Genomic DNA, 22348 nt, shown 5'->3' with positions numbered 1-22348 from the left:
GGACTGCGCATCCCACGCAGTCATGGCAGGGGGCAAGCCGCAGAAGGCCGGGGCTTTTTCCGCAGCTTCGGCGCGGTTGCCGCATAGCTCATTTCCAGCAACATCCGGATCGTGTCATCCGGTGCACTGCCGTCCAACGCTGCCGTGATCCAGTTGTCCTTGTTCATATGGTAGGCCGGGTAAAAGCCCGGCTCCATCCGCAGGGAACCAATGAGGAGGGGGGCACATTTCAGGTTTACGATGTCCACCGGCTGCTGCCCGGGCAGCCCCAGCTTGCTGCGGGACACCGTGGTGACCAGCGCGAACCATTTGCGATTGCCCGGGTGGCGGAACACCGCCGATTCCGGGGTGTCCATCCAGGGATAGTCCGGCTCCACACTGCAGGTGTCAAAAATCAGCTGTTCCAGTTTTTTGCGATCCATTGATATTTTCCTCCTCCCAGGGCGTTTTTTCCGGCGACCAGACCTTGGGGCTGATGCTGTAGTCAAAGCACGCTGCCCTTGAAACAGGCGCCCGGAACGCTCAGGGCAACCGTTTTCCGTGTGGTTCGGTGCGCAGATCCTTCCAGCTCTTTCCTGCCGTATTGCAGCAGCGTACCGTCAATGTCGCTGCAGATCAGTCTGATAGGCATTTTCTGTCCTCATCTCTATCATCAATTTCTTTCCGACAATTCTACCAGCGGGTCATCTTCCTGCGTCCGCATTCACAGGATATATTCCATCTGCCGTTCCTTTGTTTTCATGCCCATCTTTTCGTAGAAGTGCTCTGCCGGGGTGTTTCCCGCCCAGACGTTCAGGGTCACCTCATAGCAGCCCAGCTCTTTTGCCTGCTGCTTCACGTATTCAAACAGACTTTCTCCGATGTGCTGCCCCCGTGCCTGCCGGTCAACGCAAAGGTCATCAATAAACAAGGACTTGAAGGGCACCATGTTGGTGGAAAAAGGCTGTTCTTTGAGCTGGCAGAAAGCATAGCCCCTACACACATCGTCCTCGTCCACCGCAACATAGATGGGTTTATCCTCCTGCTTCAAAAGCTCTGCCAGCTGGCCGACAGTGTATTTGGTGGTGCCGGAGATAAAAATATCCGGGCGGATCTCTGCATGGATCTGCAATACCTGCCCCAGCAGCGCAAGAAGTCGGGGAATATCTTTTTCCTCTGCCTTACGGATCTTCATTTTACTTTCCTTCAAAACACTTTCAGCGCAGTCATTTTCTTTGACAGACGGGAATTTGAACAGGTTCAGCCCGGTGACCGGATCATACGCACGGTCTACCGTTCCGTCCAGAACATCGACCACCATTTCGCAGGTGGCGCTGACCACCGCCCGGTTCAGATGCCCGCCGAACACCTCACCCTTGTCGTTTCCGGCGCTCATGTGCAGATGGGTGTAAAATTCACCGTTCATGGTGTTGATGGTTCCGGTCAGCGAAACGATCTCAAAGCTGCCGCTGAAGGTGTTGGCGTAGTATTTCTTTTCAGCTACATTGTATACGCCCACCGTAAAGCTGTTGGTGGCCCCCAGCGCCTGAACGGCGGCAAGGCGGATCTTTTCCTTCAGAGCAAGCTCCTTTACTTTTTCAAGAATCTCCTCGTCCTTGTCGATGCGGACAAGGATCTTACTGCCAAAGCGTTTGTATTCCATCGCAAAATATCTCCTTCAAACAAGACTTTCTTCGTCTTACTCTCCCAGCACCTCGCCCAATGCCAGCACGGCGTTGCGGACGCACTCCGGGCAGGGGCACAGCGGTGCGCCGGTCTCCATACCCTTCAGATCCTTGCAGAGGGTGGCACCGCACTTATCCTGAAAGTTTTGCAGCAGTTCCTTGGAAATGCGGGGCGTGCCCTTGCCGTCTGTAGCAACGCCCGCCACCATCACAGCGCCGATCAGTGCGCCGCAGGTGCTTTCCATGCAGCCCATGCCGGCGGCATAGCCCGCGCCCAGCTTCATCAGGGTGTCGGCATCCACCGGCAGCCTGTCCTCAAATGCCTTCAGCACCGCCTGTGCGCAGTTGCACTGTCCGGCGGCTTTCCATGCGGCAGCCTGCGCTGCCCGTTCTTCAATGTTCATTTTACGATCCTCTTTCTTCAAAGTATCCACAACTCGCTTTTACGCTCCACAATACGGTATCGTCCTGATACACAGCTTTCTGTCCGCATCAAAGGTATTTCCGGATGGTCGGCACAAGGACATTCATATTGATCGGCTTTGCAACATGGTCGTTCATCCCGGCATCCAGTGCCGCCTGCCGATCTTCGGAAAAGGCATTTGCAGTCATGGCGATGATGGGAATATCCGCTTTTTGGGGGTCTTCCATTCTCCGGATCTTTTTTGCTGCATCGTAGCCGTTCATCACAGGCATCTGGATGTCCATAAGGATCAGCTGATAGGTTCCGTTCGCAGCTTTTTCCAGCATATCCACACATTCCACACCGTCTTTGGCGCGGTCTACCGTGCAGCCCTCTTCCTGCAGCAGTTCGGCGGCGATCTCTGCATTGAGGTCGTTGTCCTCGGTCAGCAGGATCTTCACACCGAGCAGGCTCTTTTTGTCCGAAGAAGTGGTATCCCGTTTCGCCTGTGTTTCCTCCTGCGATGCAATGCGGCTGGGAATGGTGACAGTAAATGTGGAGCCCACACCGATCCTGCTCTCCACTTCCACGGTGCCGCTCATCAGCCCGACCAGCTTTTTCACGATGCCCATTCCGATGCCGCTGCCCTCCACCTTGCTGACGGTGGAAGTGCGTTCCCGCTCAAAGGGTTCAAAAATGTGCTTCTGGAACTCCTGCGACATCCCGATGCCGTTATCGGCAACCGTGATCACCGTATCGCACCAGCCCTCTTTTTTGCCGGGTTTCTGCGTGACATCACAGTGGATCGTGCCGCAGGCACCTGTGTATTTGACCGCGTTGCTGACGAGGTTCGTGCAGATCTCAGTCAGATGCGGAACATCCGCATAGATATACGGATACAGCAGATGTGTTGTCACCGTAAGCGTCTGCCCCTTGCTGTCTGCCTGATTCTGGAACATCGCAATGCAGTTACGAAAATCTTTTTCGACATCCGAAACAGAATATTCGATCTCCGTCCTGTCGTTCTCAATTCGGGCAAGATCCAGCACATTGTTCAGCAGCACCAGCAGGTTCTGTCCGCATATCTGAATGTTCTCCATGTATTTTTCCAGCTTTGCAGGGGCGTCCAGATGCCGGGAGGCAAGGTCTGCGTAACCGATAATGGCGTTCATGGGGGTACGGATATCATGAGACATATTGAACAGGAAGGTGGACTTGGCGCGGTTCGCACTCTCTGCTTTTTCCACGGCGACCTGCAATTTTGCATTCAGTTCCTGCGTATCGTTTGCGGCTTTCCTTGCAGCAGCTTCGGCTTTACGCGCCTTCTGGAGCAGCATCAAAATCGTGAGCAGAACAACTGCAACAGCAATGCTGCTGATCAACATAACCTTAAAGAAGTTATCCTTTATAAAATCGCTCAGGGTAACCTTCCGCGCGGAGCTCTTATACATCGCAAGCGCGCCGGCAAGCATATTAACAGGCATTGCCTTGATCGTTTTGTTCAGGATGGACAACAGGCTGCGGTTTCCGCTATTGACCGCAAAGCAGGATCTTACAGGGTTCAGCAGCGGAACGCTGTAAAACCCGTATTTCTTACTGTAATTTTCCTCACTGCTGATCCCGGTAACAAAGCAATCTGCCTGTCCGGTTTCGATCAGCCTTGCCGCATCCTCCTGTGTATCGCAGTCCACGATCTCCCACTGCGGATAATAAAACGCAAGGTACTTTTTCAGGGAGAGTTTGTTTTGGGGAACGGCAATGCGGTTTACATTGTTTTCGTTAAAGTGCTGTTTGTTCGTGACCGCCATCAGGTTGGAGGTCCACGTTGTGTTGGTACAGGCAAAGTGATACTCTTCCGCCAGATTCGGGTTCTGGTCGAAATGGAAGATCATGTCGATCTCGCCCGATTTCAGCGCATCCAGTTCTGCTTCCTTGCTGTCATAGCCGACCAGCTGGAATTCCAGTTCCTGATTGCCCAGACAATCTGCTGCAAACTGAATATAGTCCGTGATTACCCCGGTAAACTCCCCGGTGGCAGGGTCAAAGGTGCTGACGCCGCTGTCGCTCGCCAGAAAGCCCATCCTGATCACACCGTGCTCTCTGAGCCACGCTTTTTCCTCCCCTGTAAGGATGGGCGTATAATCCATTGAGAAATACCGTTTATACAGATCCGCCGTATAAAAAGGCACAGCTTCGTCCAACGCGCGCATTGCATCGTCCAGTTCTTCCTTGATATCAGGCCGGTTTTTGTTGATTGCATAGTAGATGCCAGATTCTCCCACACGGGTTATGGTCGAGATGCCACGCTCTGCCCAGAAGGATTCTTCCAGCGAAACAAAGCAGTCGATCTCGTGATTTGCCAGCTTTTGCTTCACATCATCGTTGTTGGAGATGTTGACGTGTTCCGTTTCCAGGCCGTATTTTTCTTCCCACTCGGTCAGCATCACTTCCGGCTCCGTTCCCATCAGAACGCCGATCTTTTTGCCGTTCAGCGTTTTGAAGTCGGAGGCGGAGATGTCTGCGCGTGAGAGATCGGCGTAGAGGTAATATTTTTCCACTCCCATCGGCTCGTCTGAAAACAGCATCTCCTCGGTGCGGTCCTCCGTATAAGAGATACCGCCCATAATGTCGATCTCGCCGTTTTCAAGTTTTTCAAAGCAGTCTGACCAGTCGCAGGTCACATACTCGAACTGCCAGCCTGTATAGCCGGATAAGGTCTCCAGCAATTCGTAGCCGTAGCCTTTTCTTGCGCCCTTCTCGTTGACATAGTTGAAGGTGTCCTCAAACGAGCCGACACGGACGACCTTTGCAGGGGCGGTTTCCGCGGCAGCTTTCACAGGGAGCACGGCTGACAGTAGCAACAGCAGGCTCAGCACCACACAGACGCTTTTCCGCGTCAAGGTCTGCATGGTTTCGCTCATTCCAGAGTTTTTCATTTTATCCAATCTTTCTCCGCCCCAGACGGTCTCATTTCAGTTTCATTTCCATTGCACAGGTTTCAAGAAGTTCATTGCAGCATTGATCACGTCAGGTCGTCAGCAGCTTTTTTGAATATATATGCCATTATATAGCACATATTGTAACATTATAACAGAAGCGTTTCAAGTGATTCTGCTTGCTATGTCTTTATTTTCCCCTTCATGTGCCGTCAGGGGAAGGGGCATATTGTGAACATCGGCTCTGTTGCTGCCGTAGCGCACATTCCGTTCCAGACCTTCTACTCTGCAAGCAAAGCCGCCGTTTCTTCTTACTCTTACGCACTGGCAAATGAAGTCAAGCCCTACGGCATCCATGTCACCGTCGTAGAATTGGGTGACATCTGCACCGGGTTTACAAAAGCACGTCAGAAAAGCATCCTCGGTGATGATGAATACGGCGGGTGCATCTCCCGGAGCGTCAGTCAGATGGAGCATGACGAGCAAAACGGCATGGACCCAACACGCATCGGACGGTACATCGCCGACATTGTGGAAAAAAAAGAAACCGGCAGTCGTTTATGCTGCCGGTGCACAGTATAAATTCCTGAGCCTTTTGTGCAAGCTTCTGCCTGCCGCAGCACGAGGAAAGATTGTAGGAAAAATATACGGGTAACAGACGCAGCGCTCCGCAAAGTGCACCTTGACAAAGTTTCCGGAATATCGTATGATCTCTCCAGAAAAGTCGCCAACGGGCGGCTTTTCTCAAGACAAGAAGTTAGTCGTTGCTAACATTTGGATTTCTGTCCTGAAAATATGACGGAGACGCTCGCCCTGCACTGTCGTACAGCAGCACCAGAAATCAACAGGAGAAGATGATGAAAAGACTATTAAAGGCATTTTGGATCGTATTGGGCTTTCTTTGCATGGTTCTGGGCACTGTGGGGATCGTGCTCCCCATTCTGCCCACGGTTCCCTTCTACATGGCGACCCTGCTCTGCTTTGCGAAAAGCTCTCAAAAGCTGCACGATTGGTTCGTAGGTACGAACTTATACAAAAAGCATCTGGACCGCTTCGTTCAGAAAAAAGCCATGACAGCCGGAACAAAATGCAAGATCATCGCAATGGTCACTGCTGTTATGGCCATCGGCTTTCTTTGCATGAAAAATGCGCCCATTGGCAGGGTCTGCATTGCCGTGGTGTGGGTCTGCCATTTGCTGTACTTCGCTCTGCGGGTCAAGACCATAAAGCCTGCAGAACAGGAACCGGAGAACACCGAGTAAATCAAGCTTCACAAAAAAGCGGCATTCGCGTTTTGCGACAAACTTCTCTGTTATACTCCAAACACCATTCAAACAGCTTCTCGTCCAGATCGGACGGGCTGCTGATGACAAACAAAGCGGTATAGGTCTACCCGGTGCATTCAATCCAGAATTTTTCCGTCAATGGAGATGGTGACCACCTGCCACGGAATGAACTTTCCACTGACCTGAAGCGCCTTTTTCGCTGCCATCTCCAAGCCACCGCAGCAGGGCACCTCCATGCGGAGGATGGTCACGCTCTGGATATCGTTATTGCGCAGGATCTCGGTGAGCTTTTCGCTGTAATCCACAGCGTCCAGCTTCGGGCAGCCGATGAGAGTCACCTTGCCGCGCATAAACTCCTGATGGAAATTGGCATAGGCGTATGCCGTGCAGTCCGCTGCGATCAGGAGCTTTGCTCCCTCAAAGTAGGGCGCATGGACAGGAGCCAGCTTGATCTGCACCGGCCAGTTGCGCAGGCGGGAGACCGGCTGCACGGGGGCAGAAACTGCGCTTTCGGCAGTGGCCTCCGACTGTTCCAGCATCCGCATCCGGGAGCCGGGACAGCCGCCCTCATGGAGGTGTTTCATCTTCTCCTGCAGCTCCTTCTTCTTTTTGTTCTCCTGCACTGCTGCCTCGTCGTAAGCGGGGGCTTCCCGCTCCTCAAAGGTGATCGCGCCGGTGGGACAGCCCGGCAGGCAGTCACCAAAGCCATCGCAGAAATTCTCCCGCACCAGCTTTGCCTTGCCGTTGATGATGTCGATAGCTCCCTCGTGGCAGGCGGTTGCGCACAAGCCGCAGCCGTTGCATTTTTCTTCGTCAATATGGATGATCTTCCGAATCATATCTATTTCCTCCAATTTGGGGTGTTTTTTGCATTTGCAGCCTTATTATAGTATACTAAAGGCAACTTGTATGTTTGAATTCCAACAAGGAGAGCTTTTATGCAAAAATATCTGCCTGTTCTGCGGAGCTGCCCCTTCTTTACCGGGCTTACCGATGATGAGATTTTGTCCATCCTGCACTGTGTCAGTGCGGCAAAGATCACCCGCCCCCGGGGCTCCTATATTTTCCGTGCCGGAGAATCCACAGAGGTCATGGGGCTCATGCTGTCCGGCTCCACCCTTGTGATTCAGGAGGACCTTTGGGGACACCGCAACATCCTGTCCAAGTGCAACACCGGAGACTTTTTCGGCGAACCTTACGCCGCCACCCCCGGTGCCATCCTGAACATCAGCGTGGTGGCGGAGGAGGATTGCGAGATCCTGCTGCTGAACGTCAAGCGGCTGCTCACCGCCTGCCCCACCGCCTGCGACCATCACCAGAAGCTCATCCGCAATCTGGTCAGTGTTCTGGCAAACAAAATATTGCTCTTTAACGATAAGATCACCCATGTCAGCAAGCGCACCACCCGGGAAAAGCTGCTGTCCTACCTGTCCGCCGAGTCCATCCGGCAGTCTTCTCTCTCCTTTGACATCCCCTTTGACCGTCAGCAGCTGGCAGATTTTCTCTGCGTGGAACGTGCCGCCATGTCGGTGGAGCTTTCCAAGCTGCAAAAGGAAGGATTGCTGGTCACAAAGCGGAATCATTTTGAGCTGTTGACCCGTTGACCGTTCCATACACCGCCCGCAGGCGGTTTCGCCGGGCAGTTCTCCCCTGCCGGGATGCGCGGGCATAAAAAGAGCGGACAACCGTTTCAGGGTCGTCCGCTGAAGGGATGGTTTGATTTTGTTGGTCGAATAATGGAAATTGCCTGTTATAAAATATCAGCAACAAATTCCTCTATCAAACGATTCACCTGTTCGGGTTTGTCTGTATTGGAATTGTGTCCTGCTCCTTCGATCCACGTCAAAGGAATATTCGTATTGCGATGCCATGCTTTGTTGTATCGTATACACGAACCAGCGTGATCTTGTGTGCCGCATATCAGCAACGCCGGACACTTGATCTCATACGGCAGGTCCTTCTCCATAGCCGCTGCCAAAATACGAAAACCATGTCCGGCAATCTGTGCATAGCGTTTCTGATTGCCGTCATAGGTCAACATCATTTCACGCATGAGGTTTCTACCGTAATCAGACGTGGCAACGCCTTCCGACCCCGATTTCAGGAGCCATTTCCACGGATAGTGAGCATATACCGGTTCCATCCGTTTCAAGAGCCAGATTTCAGCTGCTGTCACATAGCTTCGTTGCAGCGGTGCAGAGTCAATGGAGACAAAACCTGTCATTTTGTTTGGGTAAAGCTGCGCATAAGCCTGTCCCACATATCCGCCCATAGACTGCCCGATAATAACAGGCTTTGTAATTCCTTCACGGCTTAAGATATCGTTCAGCCATTTTGCCTTATCGAACAGATCAAAATCAAATCGAAACGGCCATGAGGAGCCATGTGCCGGCGCATCCCAGACGATAACATTATATCTGCTCTCGAAATACTGAGTCTGCTTATCAAACAGTCGATGGTCCGCAGTCAATCCCGGCAGAAAAACAAGAGTAATTGTATCCAGGTTTGACACACTCACCCAATAGTGAATCGTTCCGCAGCGGGTCTGATATGTCCGTTCCTCCATTGAGCTTTCCTCCCATAACTTCCGAGTTATTGAATTGAGCATATCACATAAGCGAACGCTCTAACCTTACAGCTCGGTTTCCACCGCAAGCTGCTCCTGCTTTTCTTTTTCATCAGCGATCTGGACATCAACATCTTCGCGCATCTTTTTTAGAAGTGCAAGGACTCGCTTGATTTGACCCTTGGTGTTTTCTACTCTGCTCTGTGCCTGATTGATGTGATCCAGAACCGCCCAGTCTGCAAAGAGGCCATCAAAGAAGAAATCCGCAAATTTCAAAAAGCTGTCCACCGTGACCTGAAGGTCTGCAGTGATCTCGACATCGGAAAGTTCGGTTTTGAACCGCCGCAGTTCCACTTGGAGCTGTTCAACCTGCTTCTGTGCATTGTCCAGTTCCTCATACTTGGCAAAATCGGCCATCAAACCGCCGCCCATTACGTCCCATGTACTCCAGCCCTCGGCATTGTCGAGGGTTTCCAGAACTTCGTTGACCGTATGCAGGGCGGTCTTTCCTGCGTTGATGGCCTCCAGCAGCTCCTGCTTTTGAACTTTCAAAGCGGCAATACGGCTTTCGCTTTCCGCAACCTGCTGTGCGGCCGGGTGGGCAGAGGCTTTGATGCTTTTGATTTTTTCAGAAAGAGCAGCTTGATACCGCCTTTCGCAATCGGACAGCCGTGCCAACCTATTTTGAACCTGCTCCAAGTCGGCATCAACGGAAGAAAGGTCATGGAGAGCCGCATCGTACTTGACACGGGCTGCATAGGCTTCCTGCCGTTCCTTGTCCAGCTTTTCATCCATCTTTCCAATTACTTGATAGAAAAATGCGGCAAGGCTGTGACCTTCCAGACGGTCAACATCAGCCTGTTCCGCCAGCTTGGATTTTTCCAGCTTTTTCAGACGATCAGCAAGCGCATTTCGCTGGGCGGTCAGTTCTTTCTGTTTTGCTTCACAGCTTTTCTTTTCTGCGACCTGCTGCCAAAGCTCTTTCAACGTAGAATCACTCATATGGAATGTCCTTTCCCGGCATTACATTTCTTCGTTCAGAAGCCGGTTCAAAAAATGCTGCCGATCATTTACAAATGTTTTGGCGATAACGTAGCTGTCCGTACAGCACTCCTTGCTGCATAATGTAGGAAACGCTTAGTTCCTCTGGAACCCAAGATAGCGGGTACCCTGAAAATTCAGCTTTCCAATGTCGCCCTCTACAAGCATTCCGTAGTCCGAACCACTTACGGTAAGTTCCATGCGGTCACCGCTCTCTACCTGAAAGGTCACATAATAGGTCGTGAACGTATGTATCATCGTATTGTCTGTATGGTGGCGAGAAACTTCCGTGCGCTTTGCCACCACCGTTGCCGGCACGGCCAGCCGCGGCGAATGGTTGTTTTTATTCCATGTGCTGATATTTCCGATGATGGTGTATAGGATCATGCCCAAAACCACAAGGAACAGGATGGGAAACAGGATGCTGAACAACAGATCAAATCCAGCGTAAAACATTTCATTCCTCCAAAATTTCTTCCAGCAGGTCCTTTACATCGTCCAGAAAAGATTCTTCTCCGAGGGTGTTCACCTTAAAGAACACCGCTTGACTGCCTCCTGCGGTGATGGCAGACAGCCGGATCGGACTGTCCGCATTCTGGAACATGGTCAGCGTCAGACTCAGGCGGTTGCCTCCCATCATGCTGTACCGTTCAAACACACGGACACTGCACCTGGCATCGCCCTCTTTGAAATCACTGCCTGCCTCTAAATCTGCAGACCAACTGCCGTCCGGGATCTCCTTTTCCAGCTTCCGAAGCAGCTTGTCAAAGTTTTTGTTTCGGATGGTCTTTTCAAAGATTGCCATAATGGTTCCTCCGTTCTGACAATTAAAATTCAGTCCCTTATTTTTGATACGAGCAGAGACACCGGGAAATTGCAGAGAAATCGCTTGAAGAGAGGAATTTTGTCTGATCTGATTATAGCATATCTTTTGGGAAAACAAAATACTTTATGTACGCCGCCCGCAGTCAGGAAAAAAGGCAAGCCCTCCTTCATAAATTACAGTAACCGTTTATGACGCTTTGGGGAGGGGTCGGCATGTTTTTATCTCTTCTGCAATTTTTTGCCACAAAGTTTCTGGTTCTGGCGCTTCATCTGGAAAGCGGCAGCTTTCTGCTATCTTTGCAGATGTCAAAAAAGCTTTCCAGCATACTCATAAGTATCGGAAAGACTGATGATACCAGTTTTATCGGATGGTTCTGCGGAGCCATCCGTTTTTTCATATTCAGATCGCATTTTTCTGTTTTCTCTTGACGATGCCCCGCTAATGGAGTAGGATGGTGCTGCAAAAAAAAAAGATCGCAGAAGCTGTTGCTCTGAAATGCGGAAGAAGGCCGTCCGGCACCGCAGCAGGGCAGCCTTTACAACTACAAGGATGTGTCTCTATGAAACTCAAACAATTCATTCAGCAGGAAACGGTCCTCACCGCAGCCGCTGTGCTGGCCGTTGTCTCCGCCTTCTTTGTTCCGCCGGATGCGCAGTATCTTGGCTACATCGACCTGCGCACGCTGGCGATCCTGTTTTCCCTGATGACGGTCATGGCCGGGCTGCGGCGGCAGGGCTTTTTTGATGGACTGGGCCGGGCATTGCTGTCCTGTACCCACAGCACCTTTCAGCTGACGCTGGTACTGGTCGGGCTGTGCTTTTTCGGAAGCATGTTCATCACCAACGATGTTTCCCTGCTGACCTTCGTTCCCTTTACGTTCGTGGTCCTGAGCCGTCTGGGAGCGGATGTCCGCCGCTCCCTTCTGATCCCGGTGGTCTGTATGCAGACCATTGCGGCAAACCTTGGCAGCATGATGACCCCCATCGGCAACCCGCAGAACCTCTATCTTTACGGAAAAAGCGGCATGAGCATCGGAGGATTTGTGCTTCTTATGCTGCCCTACACCCTGGTTTCTCTGCTCCTGCTGCTGGCTTGGGCAGCGCTGGTCTGCCGGAAAGCCTCTGCCGCCCTCTCCGTGGACGAGCTTGTTTCTTCCTCTGCATCTCAGGGAGATCAGAAGATCATCCTGCTGTATCTGGTTCTGTTTGCCGTCTGCCTGCTGTCCGTGATCCGGGTGCTGCCCTATGGCATTGCCTTTGCCGCTGTGCTCGTCTGCGCCCTTTTTGCAGACCCACGCACCTTACGGACGGTGGACTATTCCCTGCTTCTGACCTTTGTGGCTTTTTTCATCTTCATTGGCAATCTGGGCCGCGTTCCCGCCTTTTCCGGCTGGCTGCAGGAGTTTCTGACCGGCCGGGAAGTGCTGGTGGCGGTTCTGGCATCACAGGTCACCAGTAATGTTCCCGCCGCCCTGCTGCTGTCCGGGTTCACGGCAGAGACACAAGCCCTCATCATCGGCACCAATCTGGGAGGTCTTGGCACTTTGATCGCATCCATGGCCAGTCTTATTTCCTACCGGCAGATCGCACGGGAGCTGCCACAGGGGAAGAAGCAGTATTTTGGGCTGTTCACCCTGTCCAACCTGATCTTCCTTGCGATCCTGCTGGGCGTGTGGTTCTTGCTCCGCTAAACGCGGTATCAGGCAGCGCTATGAACATTTTTTTCCTGCTGCCCGGCAGACCACCACCCACTTCGCAATAAGTTTTATGAGGCAAAAAGGGAGCTCTGCCACGGACGAAGGTCCGGGCAGAACTCCCTTTGGTTTTATCGTATACAGTTATCAAGTAAAGAATAAAAATTTTGCAAAACAACCACTACAAGGCTCAAATCGTAAGCGGTCAGCTCCAAACGCTTCAGCTTTTTACTACTTCAAAAAACCTACAATCTTCGAAAAGTCCTCTTTTGCCTTCCTGAAGATGGCAGTATATCTTTTTCTAACAAATCTATCCGCGTTCGTTCTACTACCTCTGGCTGCGCCGAATCCACGGCATCTGTTCCTTTTTTGCCCCTGTCAGGATTTCTCAGCTGCTTTTGCGCCGCAAGCTGCCGGTTATAGCCTGCCGCATTGCCGATCTCGCTGCCGCAATGGTTCAATGCAAACGCTATAAATTCAACAAACGCAAATAGAGTGTCATTTTCTCCCTTTTTCACGCTTCCCGCTGCTCCACGATTTCCAGACTGTCCCGCCCGACATGGCAAAGCAGGAACAGCACGCTCACGCCTGCGGCTTTCGCTTCGGCCAGTGCTGTGCCAAACTCCGGCTGCGTGCCAACATTCGGCCTCACCTCGGTGATGCCTTCCATCTGAATCACAAAGGCTACTGCGCACCGGTACCCTGCCCGCTGTGCCTGCGCTAACTCGTGCAAGTGCTTCACGCCCCGTTCGGTGGGTGCATCCGGGAAATAACCGATGCCGCCCACTTCCAATGTGCAGCCTTTGACTTCCAGCAAGTATTTCTGTTCGCCCTTTTCCATGTAAAAATCAATGCGGGATTTTCCGTATGCAAACTCCGGCCTGACAAGGTCAAACTCCTGCTTTGAGAGCCATTCTCCTACCACCTTGTTGGGTGCCTGACTGTCCATGTTGACCCAGCCAAGTTCCTGCTTGCATACCGCCACAAGGTCGTATTTTGTCTTGCGTTTCGGGTTGTCTGACACTTCCAGACGCACCGCCGCACCGGGCAGCAGCAGTTCCTTGCACCGTCCGGTATTTTTGACATGGACGGTTTCCACCGTACCGTTCACATCTACATGGGCAATAAAACGGTTGGGGCGGTCAAGAAAAATGCCGTCCACGATTTCTCTGTATTTCAATGTTTACCCCATTTTCATTTTTATCTGATACACCTGTTCCGTCCGGGCATCAAAGCAGCAGAAGATGACCCTCATATCGTAGTCGGCGTGGTTTTGCAGCCAATCGGTCACTGTATCCACCGCAATTTGGGTGGCGGCATCCAGCGGATAGCCATACACGCCCGTAGAAATTGCCGGGAAGGCGATGCTGTGGATGTCGTAGGACCTTGCCAGCTCCAGCGAATTGCGGTAGCAGTCTGCCAACTGTACGGCATCCTCCGGGGTGCCGGAGTAGATGGGACCCACCGTATGGATGATGTACTTTGCCTTCAGCCAGTAGCCCTTGGTGATCTTCGCTTCGCCGGTGCGGCAGCCGTGCAGGGTGCGGCACTCGGCAAGCAGCTCCGGCCCTGCTGCCCGGTGAATGGCCCCATCCACGCCACCGCCGCCCAACAGGCTGCGGTTGGCTGCATTCACGATGCAGTCACAATCCAGCTTGGTAATGTCTCCCTGCACGATTTCCAGTCGGTTTTTGATCTGTTCGGAACGCATGGTATTTCCTCCTCAAAGCGTACTTGCATACAATATACTCGGAAGTCGGTTTCTTGCGAGTATATTACTTCATCCTCTGCACAAGGTCAAGCAGAACATTTTCAGCGCTGCATCAATCCTCTGGCTGCACGCCAAAACAGGCTCCTGCAAGCGTTTAACCACTGGCAGGAGCCCGTTTATTTCTTAAAGTTTCGTCATCCACAGACCATGCAGGTTGCAGTAGGCGTAGACCGCCACCGGTTTTTCGCTGCCCAGTTCAAACACCGCCTTGGGTGCCTGACCGGGGGCGAGGTAGCGGAGCTGTCCGCCGTTTTCGGTCTCCACAAAGAGCCACTGGATGTGGTGCACATCCACCATGGGGTGCTCCACTGCACCCACCGTAACCGTGAGGGTGCTGCCGGAGTGCTCTGCCACCGGCAGATGCTTTTCGCCGCTGGCTTCCACCGTGTTGGGGAGCAGCTCCTTCATCTTTTCGCCGCAGCAGACCAGCGGAACGCCTGCGTTGTGGATGGTGGTGATCAGGTTGCCACAGTGCTCACAGATATAAAACTTTGCCTTCATATTCAAATCCTCCATCGGAATGTTGTTGGTGTTTTCTGTGACTATATGATAACATTTCCTAGTTAGATTTTCTGTGACCGGGTCACGTTTTCCTGTGTTCCTCTTACGGCTTTTCCTGACACGCCCACACCGTCCGGGCATCAAAGCAGCAGAAGATGGCCTTTATATCGTAGTTGGCCTGCCGCAAGCAGTCCTGTACTATGGGGATAAAAAAACAAAAAGTCCCGCCTGAAAATAAAGCCTTCACTTTCAGACGAGACGTCTTTCAATATGACTGCTATTTGTTCTTATTTTATCTGCGGTGTATCCTTTCGCTGCCGGGTGGATCTCAGATATTCCAGCAGCGTCCGGCTCACCACCGAGCTTGCCGTCTTAGAAAACGCCAGCCCCAATGTCCGGCAACAGGCAGGCTCCAGTGGGCGGGACACCACACCGGGGCAGCCGAATGCCTGCATCACCAGCTCCTGCGAGATGGTCACGCCCAGCCCGCTGCGCACGAACGCCATGATGAGGGTATCGTCCCGGAAGCTGTATGAAATATTCGGCTTCACCGGGCATTTGAGCATCAGGTGCTGGATGTCATTATCACAGCCGGGCGTTTCAATGATGAGCGGATACCGAAACAGCTGCGACAGCGTTACGCTGGAGCGTTCAGCCAGTGGATGCCCCTCCGGGAACACAGCGCACAGCGGATCGTCCCGGAGCGGGTAGAATTTCAGGTCGTCTGCCACAATGGATGAGAGAAAACCGCAATCCACCTGCCCATGGATGATCCATTCCCGGATCTCATCATAGTTGCCGTCCAGAATTTCTATCTTCACCTTCGGGTAGTTCTCCTTGAAATAGTGCACCACTTCCGGCATCCAGAGCGTTGTGATGCTGGAAAAGCTGCCCACCCGCAGCTTGCCCTCCACCTTGTGGTTGATATTGAACGCCGCCTGCCGCAGCCGGGTCTTCTGGTTGGCCAGTTCCCGGATGTAGGGCAAAAGGCGGGTGCCGTTATCTGTCAGGGTCACGCCCCGGTTGATGCGGGCGAACAGCTGCACGCCCAATTCCTCTTCCAGCCCTGCCATCATCTGGCTGATGCCGGATTGGGTATAGTTCAGTGCCTCCGCTGCTTTGGAAAAGCTGCCCGTTTCGCATACTTTCAAGAATATCTCGTATCGGTCTTTCTGTTCCCGCATCGCAAACACTCCATAAGTAAAATTTATAGGTCGTAGTAATTTTATTGGGTTTACTGATATGATACTTCATGTTATCCTATATTACAATAGGTTTTTAGGATAGGAGTTTGAGAATCATGGAAAAGAAAGCAAGCAGTTTCTCCGGACAAATCGGATTTGTCCTTGCTGCCGCCGGAAGTGCGGTGGGTGTCGGCAACCTGTGGCGGTTCCCGTACCTTGCCGCAAAGGATGGCGGCGGTTTATTTTTGCTGGTGTATCTGGTGCTGGTGCTGACCTTCGGTTTTACCCTGCTCACCTCGGATATTGCCATCGGACGCCGCACCAAGCAGAGTGCCATCCGCGCCTACGAGACCATGCGCCCCAAGTGGAAATTTCTCGGCATCCTGACCTTTCTGGTGCCGGTTCTGATCATGACCTACTACGCGGTCATCGGCGGGTGGATCACGAAATATGCGGTGGTCTACCTCACCGGACAGTCTGCTGCCGCTGCGGAGGACGGCTATTTTACCAGCTTCATTACCTCGCCGGTGTCGCCTGTGGTGTTCGCTCTGCTGTTCATGGGCGTGACGGCTTTCATCGTGTACAACGGCGTGGAGGGCGGCATTGAGCGGGTGTCCCGCTACATGATGCCCATTCTGCTGGTGCTGGTGGTGGTGATTGCGGGTTACGCCCTCACCCTGCGCCACGAGGACGCTTCCGGTCAGATGCGCACCGGTCTGGAGGGTCTGCGCTACTACCTGACTCCGCACATGGAAGGGCTGACCGTCAGCCGCTTTTTGCAGATCTTGCTGGATGCCATGAGCCAGCTGTTCTTCTCCCTCAGCGTGTCCATGGGCATTATGATCACCTACGGTTCCTACGTCAAACCGGACGTAGACCTGAACAAGGCGGTGAATCAGATCGAGATCTTCGATACCGGTGTAGCTCTGCTGGCCGGTGCTATGATCATCCCCGCCGTGTATGTGTTCTCCGGCACCGAGGGCATGAGCGCAGGCCCCAGCCTGATGTTCGTCTCGCTGCCCAAGGTGTTTGCCGCTATGGGCAAGGCCGGCACTTTCGTGGGCATTCTGTTCTTTGTCACTGCCATTTTTGCCACCCTGACCTCCTGCATCTCGGTGCTGGAATCCATCGCTGCCAACTGCATGGAGATCTTCCACACCGGGCGCAAAAAGACGGTGCTTGTGCTGACGGTCATTTATCTGGCCGCTTCCGCCATCATTGCGCTGGGTTACAGCGTCTTCTATTTTGAGGTACAGCTGCCCAACGGCTCTGCGGCTCAGCTGCTGGATATCATGGACTACGTCAGCAACAGCGTCATGATGCCTTTCATTGCCCTGCTGTCCACCATCCTGATCGGCTGGGTCATGACGCCGGATTACGTCATTGACGAGATGCAGCGCAACGGCGAGACCTTCCGCCGCAAGAAGCTCTACCGGGTGATGATCCGCTATGTTGCCCCGGTGATGATGCTGGTGCTGTTTTTGCAGTCCACCGGGATTCTTGCATAAAAGGCTAAAGTAAAAAAGGGAGCTCTGTCACGGACGAAGATCCGGGCAGAGCTCCCTTTGGTTTTATCGTATTCCGGCATATTTCATTGTCTGTCTCCAAATCCGATCTTCACGATCTGCATTTTCATCCCGTTGTCCCCGACCCTTGCAAGAAACCGGAAAAAGCCGCTGACAGAAGGATCTTTCAAATCGTTGTAACCCAGCATATAGCCCCGGCTGGACACTTGCAAACGGCTGTCCCATGGGGAAAGCTCGCTTTTCGCATCCGAAACCGCGAAATATGCTCCCACATCCTTGATTTTCGCCGTCCTGAGCCACGTTTTGGCGATCATCTTCACCGCCGTGCGGTTGGCAGCATCAAAGACCAGCACTCCGCCGGGGAAAGCGTCCGCCATCCCCTGCACCAGTTCCCGAACCTGCTGGGTCAGGAAGTAATAGAACACCCCGGAGGCAAAGAACACCGCCCCGCCGGTGGCATCGATACGGTCAAACCATGCGGGGTCTTTCAGGTCGCAGGGGATGTTTTGCTCCCGCTCCCCGGCAGGCAGCAGCTGCTGCCGCAAGGCAATGACATCCGGGAAGTCCAGATTGTAGATCTTGCATCTGCCGTTGTCGCAGGCTTTGCCGGTGTTATCCAGCCCGCAACCTAGATTGACCACTGCCGCGCAGGGGTGGTTTTTCAGGTATGCCTGCACCTCAAAGGCAAGGTCATTCTGCCGCATGGCGACCTCCAGCGCACCGAACCGCTGCATCAGGCTGCGGGAGTTTTCCTCTGCCTCTGAAAAGTCGTAGTCGATCTGGTCGATTAGACGCACCGCCGTTTCGTCCCGGTAAAGGTTCGGATACAGCTCGGTGCACAGCTTCCGGGAATACAGCGGGAGGATCAGCGTCTCCTGCACGGTGTTTTTCTCGATTTTGTATTTCATAGGTTCCTTCCTGTTCTCCTCATTCTGCTTTCCGGCAGGCAAACCATGCCATGCTCTTCACTGTTCCAAGTGTTACGGTTGCGTGCCGTTTCTCCAGCCGTTTTTTCAAGCTAAAGGCCGTCTCGTAGGGCGGTGTGAAGAACCCCGTTTTTTCATAAACATGCCGAACAAACCAGTCTGTCCGCTTCTGCTCGCCCTTCACATAGAAGCAGCCGCAGAAGATTCCGCCGGGTCTCAAGACCCGGAACACCTCCCGATAAGCGGCCTCTTTATCCGGGAACGCGTGAAAGCCATTCAGCGACAAAACAATGTCAAAGACGCCGTCCGCATAGGGAAGTGCACCCACATCGCCCCGCCGGAAGGTCACGTTTTGCAGATGCAGGCGGTCTGCCTTTTCCTGCGCCTGCCCCATCATATCCGCCGAGTAATCCAGACAGGTAATGTCCGCTTTTGGCAGCGTCTTGTAAAGCGGCATGGTCAGAATGCCGGTGCCCACCGGCACCTCCAGCAGCTTGCCGGAAAAATGCTCCGGGATGCCGGACAGTGCCTTTTCCAGATAGGCATCGTTTTCCACCTTGTTCATGTCCCACACCAGACGGCACACCGCTTTCCCGCTCAGAGTAGAGCAGGTGATCATGCCGTCATAAAAGCTGTTTCCACCTGTCAGCCGATAGGCACCGCGGATTGCTTCTTTTCGTTCCATGCTCCGTCCTTCTTACACTATTTCACCGCTTTTGCGCCGTAACGCAAAGCCAGCCCTTTTTATTTTTGTGGCTTTGGATCTGACAGAATCCTGCTTTTTCCAGATACTCTTTCAGTGCAGTATCCGTATAGATGGTCATGCCATCGATGATCTGCGTCCATTTGTCGTCTTTTGTCGTTTCGCCGTTTGCTTCATTGCAGATGAAAAAGATTCCGCCGGGCTTCAGCACTCGATAGACCTCTCTGAAATTCTGTGCAAGCTCCGGCCAGAAGTAGACCGTTTCAAAGGCGGTCACCACCTCAAACTGCTCCGCTTCAAACGGCAGCTCTGCCACACTTGCCTGCTGCACAGCACACCGTCCTGCCGCAATGGCTCTGGCATTGACCTTTCGCGCTTTTTCCACGCTGACGGCTGAGTAGTCGATGCCCTGCACCTTGCCGTTGGGGCACAGTTTCAACAGCGTTTTCATGTTCGCCCCACCGCCGCAGCCGCAGTCCAGCACCATGGCATCCGGGGCAGGCTGTAAAAAGTGCAGCCCCCATTCTGCCATTGCGCTGTGTCCAAAGTTCATCATAGCAACCATGATCTTCCCGCCAAGGCCTACGGGCTTTCGGGTGTTTTCAAAAAAGGACATAACGCCACCCTCTTTCTATTTACCGTTCACAATGCAATACTTTTTACCAGATGCGCCCACTGCACCGGATGACAGGCCAGCAATTCCTCGTGCCAAAAGTTAGATAGAGCTAACTTTTTATTCTATAAAAAGCCGCTTCTCAGCGGTCCTTCTGCCAAAATAATACGCCCTGCCGTCTCCTCTGTCAAGAAGTTTGGGCATTTTCGGGTATTCCGAAAGAGATTTCGCTCTCGGGAACCCCCAACCGTCACCCCAATGCCACATCCAGCACCATCATCACGCTGAAGCCCACCGCGAAAAATACCGTGCCAACGTTGGAGTGCTGCCCCTGCGACATTTCCGGGATCAGTTCCTCCACCACCACATACAGCATGGCACCGGCTGCAAAGCTGAGCAGATAGGGCAAAGCGGGCACCACGATGCCTGCCGCCAGAATCGTCAGCACTGCCCCGATGGGCTCTACGATGCCGGACAGTACGCCGCCCCAGAACGCCCGGCCTTTTTTCATTCCCTCCGCCCGCAGTGGCATGGAGATGATGGCACCCTCCGGGAAGTTCTGGATGGCAATGCCAAGAGAAAGAGCCAGCGCCCCGGCGGCGGTGATCTGAGCAGTTCCGGCAAGGTATCCGGCATAGACTACGCCCACTGCCATACCCTCCGGGATGTTGTGCAGCGTCACCGCCAGAATCATCATGGTGGTGCGCTGGAGCTGGCTTTTTGGCCCTTCGGCCTGCAAACTGTTCTGGTGCAGATGCGGGATGAGATGGTCCAGCAGCAGCAAAAACAGGATACCCAGCCAAAAGCCTGCTGCCGCCGGGAAAAATGCCAGCCTGCCCAGATCTGCGGCCTGCTCCATAGCCGGGATCAGCAAGCTCCATATCGATGCCGCCACCATCACTCCGGCGGCAAAGCCGGTGAGGGCGCGCTGGATGCCGTCACGCAGAGAGTTTTTCAAAAAGAACACACAGCCCGCCCCAAGGCTTGTGCCCAGAAAGGGGATCAAAATCCCCCAGAATGCGTCTTGTATCATGTAGTACCTCCTTGCAGTTAAACGTAGCTAACCATGCAAGCAGTATACTGCGCCCCGGCAAAAAGGTCAAGGGCTTTGCGGTATAGAGGATGCAGATGGTTTCCTGCATCGAAAAATTCACCTCTGCAAACTTTCCGGTTTCTACTTGACAACGCCCGGTGGGAGTGCTACTTTTACTTTGCAAATTTGTTTTACCTAACCATCTGAGGGGTTTTTCCCCTGTATTTTTTGCATCAATTGTTAGGCAAAGCTAACTATTTTTTCAAAACTGAGATAGAGGTGTGTTACCATGAGATTGAAAAAAGTATTTGCAGGTGCACTTGCGGCCGCTATGCTGGTATGCGCTGTGGCAGTCCCGGCCTTCGCTGCGGAAGAGGTGGAACAGGAAAACTGCCTGACCTCCAGCTATGTCCAAATGAACATCCCCTACGCCGACTTCTACAAGGCTGCCGGTGTGGACAACGCATCTGAGATCGACGCTGTGACCAGCGCCACCAAGAACAAGACCCGTGCAGGCAACCTTGCCGCCGGTTCCTACCACGTCAACGCAGATGGCACCGACATCACCGGCGTTTCCTTCCCGGTCAAGGTGCTGACCCCGTGGGCGCTGAAGAACGCAAAGCAGGTCACCGATGCCGACAGCTACGACATTACCGTTACCCTGAAGGGCAAGGAATCCACCACCACCTACACCGGCGCAGATGCCTTGTTTGAGAACGAGAGCTATGCTTACTACAAGCTCAGTGAGACCCCTGCCTACTACATCACCGCATGGTATAACCTGCTGAGCGGCAAGTGGGAGTTTGGCAAGGTCCACGCCACCGAGACCACCGTAGAGGGCACCACTGTGGAGCTGAATACCAACGGTCACCATGCCACCTACGAGATGAAAATCTCCGGTTTTGATCTGGACTACAAGGCCAACAAGGTCTACGGCGTAGTTCTGACCACCGCCGATGGCAGTGAGTACGGCCTGCATCATGTGGCCAACATCTGGCATGGTACCAAGCTGGGCTTCAATGCCGATGATCCTTACTTTGCATCCATCATCGGCAAGACGATTACTCAGATCACCTTCTACGCCGCCGACGGCGTGTATGTCCTGCCGGTCAATGTGGCGCTGTGAATACACGGGAAACTGCCTAATTTATTGTAAAATATAACACAAAACGGCAAGGTCTCCTGAATGCAGGCGGCTTTGCCCTTTTTTATTGCAGATGGAGCCCAATCGCAGGGTCAACAGTTTTTACGTCTGCAATATGGAATCAATATTGCCGGCATTACTCTGCGAATCACAAAAGGGTCCATCCAACAGCAATACTGCGGGATGGGCCCTTTTTATTCGCCTTCCGGCTCCTTGCAGACATCCACCCAGCCCTCGGCTCCGGCGGCTACTTCCAGCTCCTGCAAGGTCAGCTTGACGGCGGTGTGACCATTGCCCGCCGCCGGGTAGACGGTATCAAACTTGCGCAGGCTCTCGTCCAGATAGACCGCCACGCCCTCGTTCACTCCAAAGGGGCACACACCGCCGGGTGCATGCCCCACATAGGCTTCCACCTCATCGTAGGGGATCATTTTGGCCTTCATGTGGAACAGGCTCTTGTACTTGTGGTTGTCCAGCTTTGCCGTGCCCTCGGTGACAATGAGCACCGGCTTTTGCTTTTTCAAAGGACATT

26 protein-coding genes are annotated in these 22348 nt (G+C 53.1%); 6 read left to right on the top strand and 20 right to left on the bottom strand.

What is annotated here, in order from left to right; translation table 11 throughout:
• Nucleotides 1–20 precede the first annotated feature (20 nt).
• From ACKXF7_RS09540 to ACKXF7_RS09520, 5 genes are all read right to left on the bottom strand, one after another.
• On the bottom strand, nucleotides 21–422 hold the full coding sequence (locus ACKXF7_RS09540) for an MmcQ/YjbR family DNA-binding protein (RefSeq protein WP_418266601.1): 402 nt from the start codon (nucleotides 420–422) through the stop codon (nucleotides 21–23).
• A 62-nt stretch (nucleotides 423–484) separates the two neighbouring features.
• A complete protein-coding gene (locus tag ACKXF7_RS09535; RefSeq protein WP_423741160.1) occupies nucleotides 485–631 on the bottom strand; it encodes a hypothetical protein in 147 nt (48 codons plus the stop codon).
• 72 nt (nucleotides 632–703) lie between these two features.
• Complete coding sequence (locus ACKXF7_RS09530; RefSeq protein ID WP_423741159.1) at nucleotides 704–1642, bottom strand: GNAT family N-acetyltransferase; 939 nt, start codon at nucleotides 1640–1642, stop codon at nucleotides 704–706.
• A gap of 36 nt (nucleotides 1643–1678) precedes the next feature.
• A complete protein-coding gene (locus ACKXF7_RS09525) occupies nucleotides 1679–2068 on the bottom strand; it encodes a C-GCAxxG-C-C family protein (protein ID WP_339395957.1) in 390 nt (129 codons plus the stop codon).
• A gap of 88 nt (nucleotides 2069–2156) precedes the next feature.
• Complete coding sequence (locus ACKXF7_RS09520; RefSeq protein WP_423741158.1) at nucleotides 2157–4988, bottom strand: hybrid sensor histidine kinase/response regulator; 2832 nt, start codon at nucleotides 4986–4988, stop codon at nucleotides 2157–2159.
• A gap of 246 nt (nucleotides 4989–5234) precedes the next feature.
• Here ACKXF7_RS09520 and ACKXF7_RS09515 point away from each other — a divergent pair, with 246 nt between their 5' ends.
• Together ACKXF7_RS09515 and ACKXF7_RS09510 are read left to right on the top strand one after the other, a co-directional pair.
• The gene (locus ACKXF7_RS09515; protein ID WP_423741157.1) at nucleotides 5235–5585 is read left to right on the top strand and encodes an SDR family NAD(P)-dependent oxidoreductase; all 351 of its coding nucleotides are present in this window, start codon (nucleotides 5235–5237) and stop codon (nucleotides 5583–5585) included.
• Nucleotides 5586–5857: 272 nt separating this feature from the next.
• Nucleotides 5858–6265: a YbaN family protein gene (locus ACKXF7_RS09510; protein WP_423741156.1), complete on the top strand. Its 408-nt coding sequence runs from the start codon at nucleotides 5858–5860 to the stop codon at nucleotides 6263–6265.
• A 140-nt stretch (nucleotides 6266–6405) separates the two neighbouring features.
• Here the strand turns inward: ACKXF7_RS09510 and ACKXF7_RS09505 are convergent, their stop codons facing one another.
• Nucleotides 6406–7128 carry a 4Fe-4S binding protein gene (locus ACKXF7_RS09505; RefSeq protein WP_423741155.1) on the bottom strand — a complete coding sequence of 241 codons (723 nt, stop codon included), beginning with the start codon at nucleotides 7126–7128 and terminating at the stop codon, nucleotides 6406–6408.
• Nucleotides 7129–7227: 99 nt separating this feature from the next.
• Here ACKXF7_RS09505 and ACKXF7_RS09500 point away from each other — a divergent pair, with 99 nt between their 5' ends.
• A complete protein-coding gene (locus tag ACKXF7_RS09500; RefSeq protein ID WP_423741154.1) occupies nucleotides 7228–7893 on the top strand; it encodes a Crp/Fnr family transcriptional regulator in 666 nt (221 codons plus the stop codon).
• Between the two features lie 146 nt (nucleotides 7894–8039).
• Here the strand turns inward: ACKXF7_RS09500 and ACKXF7_RS09495 are convergent, their stop codons facing one another.
• From ACKXF7_RS09495 to ACKXF7_RS09480, 4 genes are all read right to left on the bottom strand, one after another.
• Nucleotides 8040–8855 (bottom strand): alpha/beta fold hydrolase, encoded by an 816-nt coding sequence (locus tag ACKXF7_RS09495; RefSeq protein WP_423741153.1) that lies wholly within the window; start codon nucleotides 8853–8855, stop codon nucleotides 8040–8042.
• A 66-nt stretch (nucleotides 8856–8921) separates the two neighbouring features.
• Entirely contained in the window at nucleotides 8922–9857 is a 936-nt protein-coding gene (locus ACKXF7_RS09490) for a hypothetical protein (protein ID WP_423741152.1), read from the bottom strand.
• Between the two features lie 135 nt (nucleotides 9858–9992).
• On the bottom strand, nucleotides 9993–10352 hold the full coding sequence (locus ACKXF7_RS09485) for a DUF2500 domain-containing protein (RefSeq protein WP_423741151.1): 360 nt from the start codon (nucleotides 10350–10352) through the stop codon (nucleotides 9993–9995).
• Nucleotide 10353: 1 nt separating this feature from the next.
• Nucleotides 10354–10701, bottom strand: a complete 348-nt coding sequence (locus ACKXF7_RS09480) for a DUF6054 family protein (RefSeq protein WP_423741150.1) — start codon at nucleotides 10699–10701, stop codon at nucleotides 10354–10356.
• 580 nt (nucleotides 10702–11281) lie between these two features.
• Here ACKXF7_RS09480 and ACKXF7_RS09475 point away from each other — a divergent pair.
• Complete coding sequence (locus tag ACKXF7_RS09475) at nucleotides 11282–12412, top strand: SLC13 family permease (RefSeq protein WP_423741149.1); 1131 nt, start codon at nucleotides 11282–11284, stop codon at nucleotides 12410–12412.
• A gap of 248 nt (nucleotides 12413–12660) precedes the next feature.
• Here ACKXF7_RS09475 and ACKXF7_RS09470 read toward each other — a convergent pair whose 3' ends face one another.
• The 5 genes from ACKXF7_RS09470 to ACKXF7_RS09450 all read right to left on the bottom strand — a co-directional run bounded on the left by ACKXF7_RS09470 (nucleotide 12661) and on the right by ACKXF7_RS09450 (nucleotide 15871).
• On the bottom strand, nucleotides 12661–12933 hold the full coding sequence (locus ACKXF7_RS09470) for a hypothetical protein (protein WP_423741148.1): 273 nt from the start codon (nucleotides 12931–12933) through the stop codon (nucleotides 12661–12663).
• The gene (gene sfsA, locus ACKXF7_RS09465; RefSeq protein WP_423741147.1) at nucleotides 12930–13595 is read right to left on the bottom strand and encodes a DNA/RNA nuclease SfsA; all 666 of its coding nucleotides are present in this window, start codon (nucleotides 13593–13595) and stop codon (nucleotides 12930–12932) included. The genes ACKXF7_RS09470 and sfsA overlap by 4 nt, the downstream gene beginning before the upstream one ends.
• Nucleotides 13596–13598: 3 nt before the next feature.
• Nucleotides 13599–14126 carry an O-acetyl-ADP-ribose deacetylase gene (locus tag ACKXF7_RS09460; protein WP_423741146.1) on the bottom strand — a complete coding sequence of 176 codons (528 nt, stop codon included), beginning with the start codon at nucleotides 14124–14126 and terminating at the stop codon, nucleotides 13599–13601.
• Nucleotides 14127–14309: 183 nt separating this feature from the next.
• Nucleotides 14310–14687 carry a desulfoferrodoxin family protein gene (locus ACKXF7_RS09455; protein ID WP_423741145.1) on the bottom strand — a complete coding sequence of 126 codons (378 nt, stop codon included), beginning with the start codon at nucleotides 14685–14687 and terminating at the stop codon, nucleotides 14310–14312.
• A gap of 287 nt (nucleotides 14688–14974) precedes the next feature.
• Nucleotides 14975–15871, bottom strand: a complete 897-nt coding sequence (locus ACKXF7_RS09450) for a LysR family transcriptional regulator (RefSeq protein WP_423741144.1) — start codon at nucleotides 15869–15871, stop codon at nucleotides 14975–14977.
• 116 nt (nucleotides 15872–15987) lie between these two features.
• Between ACKXF7_RS09450 and ACKXF7_RS09445 the strand changes: the two genes are divergently transcribed.
• Nucleotides 15988–17379 (top strand): sodium-dependent transporter, encoded by a 1392-nt coding sequence (locus tag ACKXF7_RS09445; protein WP_423741143.1) that lies wholly within the window; start codon nucleotides 15988–15990, stop codon nucleotides 17377–17379.
• Between the two features lie 83 nt (nucleotides 17380–17462).
• On the opposite strand, the gene ACKXF7_RS09440 is transcribed toward ACKXF7_RS09445, so the two are convergent.
• The 4 genes from ACKXF7_RS09440 to ACKXF7_RS09425 form a co-directional block, all read right to left on the bottom strand.
• A complete protein-coding gene (locus ACKXF7_RS09440; protein ID WP_423741142.1) occupies nucleotides 17463–18305 on the bottom strand; it encodes a class I SAM-dependent methyltransferase in 843 nt (280 codons plus the stop codon).
• 19 nt (nucleotides 18306–18324) lie between these two features.
• Nucleotides 18325–19008: a class I SAM-dependent methyltransferase gene (locus ACKXF7_RS09435; RefSeq protein ID WP_423741141.1), complete on the bottom strand. Its 684-nt coding sequence runs from the start codon at nucleotides 19006–19008 to the stop codon at nucleotides 18325–18327.
• Nucleotides 19009–19030: 22 nt separating this feature from the next.
• Nucleotides 19031–19642 (bottom strand): class I SAM-dependent methyltransferase, encoded by a 612-nt coding sequence (locus ACKXF7_RS09430; protein WP_423741140.1) that lies wholly within the window; start codon nucleotides 19640–19642, stop codon nucleotides 19031–19033.
• Nucleotides 19643–19889: 247 nt separating this feature from the next.
• Nucleotides 19890–20672, bottom strand: a complete 783-nt coding sequence (locus tag ACKXF7_RS09425) for a ZIP family metal transporter (RefSeq protein WP_423741139.1) — start codon at nucleotides 20670–20672, stop codon at nucleotides 19890–19892.
• 289 nt (nucleotides 20673–20961) lie between these two features.
• On the opposite strand from ACKXF7_RS09425, the gene ACKXF7_RS09420 reads away from it, so the two are divergent.
• Complete coding sequence (locus tag ACKXF7_RS09420; RefSeq protein WP_423741138.1) at nucleotides 20962–21798, top strand: hypothetical protein; 837 nt, start codon at nucleotides 20962–20964, stop codon at nucleotides 21796–21798.
• A gap of 212 nt (nucleotides 21799–22010) precedes the next feature.
• Here the strand turns inward: ACKXF7_RS09420 and ACKXF7_RS09415 are convergent, their stop codons facing one another.
• Nucleotides 22011–22340 (bottom strand): YbaK/EbsC family protein, encoded by a 330-nt coding sequence (locus ACKXF7_RS09415; protein ID WP_418266579.1) that lies wholly within the window; start codon nucleotides 22338–22340, stop codon nucleotides 22011–22013.
• Between the last annotated feature and the right edge of the window lie 8 nt (nucleotides 22341–22348).

Source organism: Faecalibacterium sp. 7 (assembly GCF_049562865.1).
GTDB classification, from domain to species: Bacteria; Bacillota; Clostridia; order Oscillospirales; family Ruminococcaceae; genus Faecalibacterium; species Faecalibacterium wellingii.
Note: the sequence above shows the minus strand (reverse complement) of the source record. Positions and strands in the feature narration are given on the sequence as shown.

What these genes read in the sequence shown, in the direction of transcription:
- ACKXF7_RS09530 (WP_423741159.1), bottom strand. Translation starts at nt 1,642, where the DNA reads ATGGAATACAAACGCTTTGGCAGTAAGATCCTTGTCCGCATCGACAAG.
- ACKXF7_RS09460 (WP_423741146.1), bottom strand. Translation starts at nt 14,126, where the DNA reads ATGCGTTCCGAACAGATCAAAAACCGACTGGAAATCGTGCAGGGAGAC.
- ACKXF7_RS09510 (WP_423741156.1), top strand. Translation starts at nt 5,858, where the DNA reads ATGATGAAAAGACTATTAAAGGCATTTTGGATCGTATTGGGCTTTCTT.
- ACKXF7_RS09435 (WP_423741141.1), bottom strand. Translation starts at nt 19,008, where the DNA reads ATGGAACGAAAAGAAGCAATCCGCGGTGCCTATCGGCTGACAGGTGGA.
- ACKXF7_RS09420 (WP_423741138.1), top strand. Translation starts at nt 20,962, where the DNA reads ATGAGATTGAAAAAAGTATTTGCAGGTGCACTTGCGGCCGCTATGCTG.
- ACKXF7_RS09440 (WP_423741142.1), bottom strand. Translation starts at nt 18,305, where the DNA reads ATGAAATACAAAATCGAGAAAAACACCGTGCAGGAGACGCTGATCCTC.
- ACKXF7_RS09490 (WP_423741152.1), bottom strand. Translation starts at nt 9,857, where the DNA reads ATGAGTGATTCTACGTTGAAAGAGCTTTGGCAGCAGGTCGCAGAAAAG.
- ACKXF7_RS09505 (WP_423741155.1), bottom strand. Translation starts at nt 7,128, where the DNA reads ATGATTCGGAAGATCATCCATATTGACGAAGAAAAATGCAACGGCTGC.
- ACKXF7_RS09475 (WP_423741149.1), top strand. Translation starts at nt 11,282, where the DNA reads ATGAAACTCAAACAATTCATTCAGCAGGAAACGGTCCTCACCGCAGCC.
- ACKXF7_RS09525 (WP_339395957.1), bottom strand. Translation starts at nt 2,068, where the DNA reads ATGAACATTGAAGAACGGGCAGCGCAGGCTGCCGCATGGAAAGCCGCC.
- ACKXF7_RS09480 (WP_423741150.1), bottom strand. Translation starts at nt 10,701, where the DNA reads ATGGCAATCTTTGAAAAGACCATCCGAAACAAAAACTTTGACAAGCTG.
- ACKXF7_RS09485 (WP_423741151.1), bottom strand. Translation starts at nt 10,352, where the DNA reads ATGTTTTACGCTGGATTTGATCTGTTGTTCAGCATCCTGTTTCCCATC.
- ACKXF7_RS09495 (WP_423741153.1), bottom strand. Translation starts at nt 8,855, where the DNA reads ATGGAGGAACGGACATATCAGACCCGCTGCGGAACGATTCACTATTGG.
- ACKXF7_RS09535 (WP_423741160.1), bottom strand. Translation starts at nt 631, where the DNA reads ATGCCTATCAGACTGATCTGCAGCGACATTGACGGTACGCTGCTGCAA.
- ACKXF7_RS09450 (WP_423741144.1), bottom strand. Translation starts at nt 15,871, where the DNA reads ATGCGGGAACAGAAAGACCGATACGAGATATTCTTGAAAGTATGCGAA.
- ACKXF7_RS09445 (WP_423741143.1), top strand. Translation starts at nt 15,988, where the DNA reads ATGGAAAAGAAAGCAAGCAGTTTCTCCGGACAAATCGGATTTGTCCTT.
- ACKXF7_RS09540 (WP_418266601.1), bottom strand. Translation starts at nt 422, where the DNA reads ATGGATCGCAAAAAACTGGAACAGCTGATTTTTGACACCTGCAGTGTG.
- ACKXF7_RS09455 (WP_423741145.1), bottom strand. Translation starts at nt 14,687, where the DNA reads ATGAAGGCAAAGTTTTATATCTGTGAGCACTGTGGCAACCTGATCACC.
- ACKXF7_RS09430 (WP_423741140.1), bottom strand. Translation starts at nt 19,642, where the DNA reads ATGTCCTTTTTTGAAAACACCCGAAAGCCCGTAGGCCTTGGCGGGAAG.
- ACKXF7_RS09520 (WP_423741158.1), bottom strand. Translation starts at nt 4,988, where the DNA reads ATGAGCGAAACCATGCAGACCTTGACGCGGAAAAGCGTCTGTGTGGTG.
- ACKXF7_RS09425 (WP_423741139.1), bottom strand. Translation starts at nt 20,672, where the DNA reads ATGATACAAGACGCATTCTGGGGGATTTTGATCCCCTTTCTGGGCACA.
- ACKXF7_RS09500 (WP_423741154.1), top strand. Translation starts at nt 7,228, where the DNA reads ATGCAAAAATATCTGCCTGTTCTGCGGAGCTGCCCCTTCTTTACCGGG.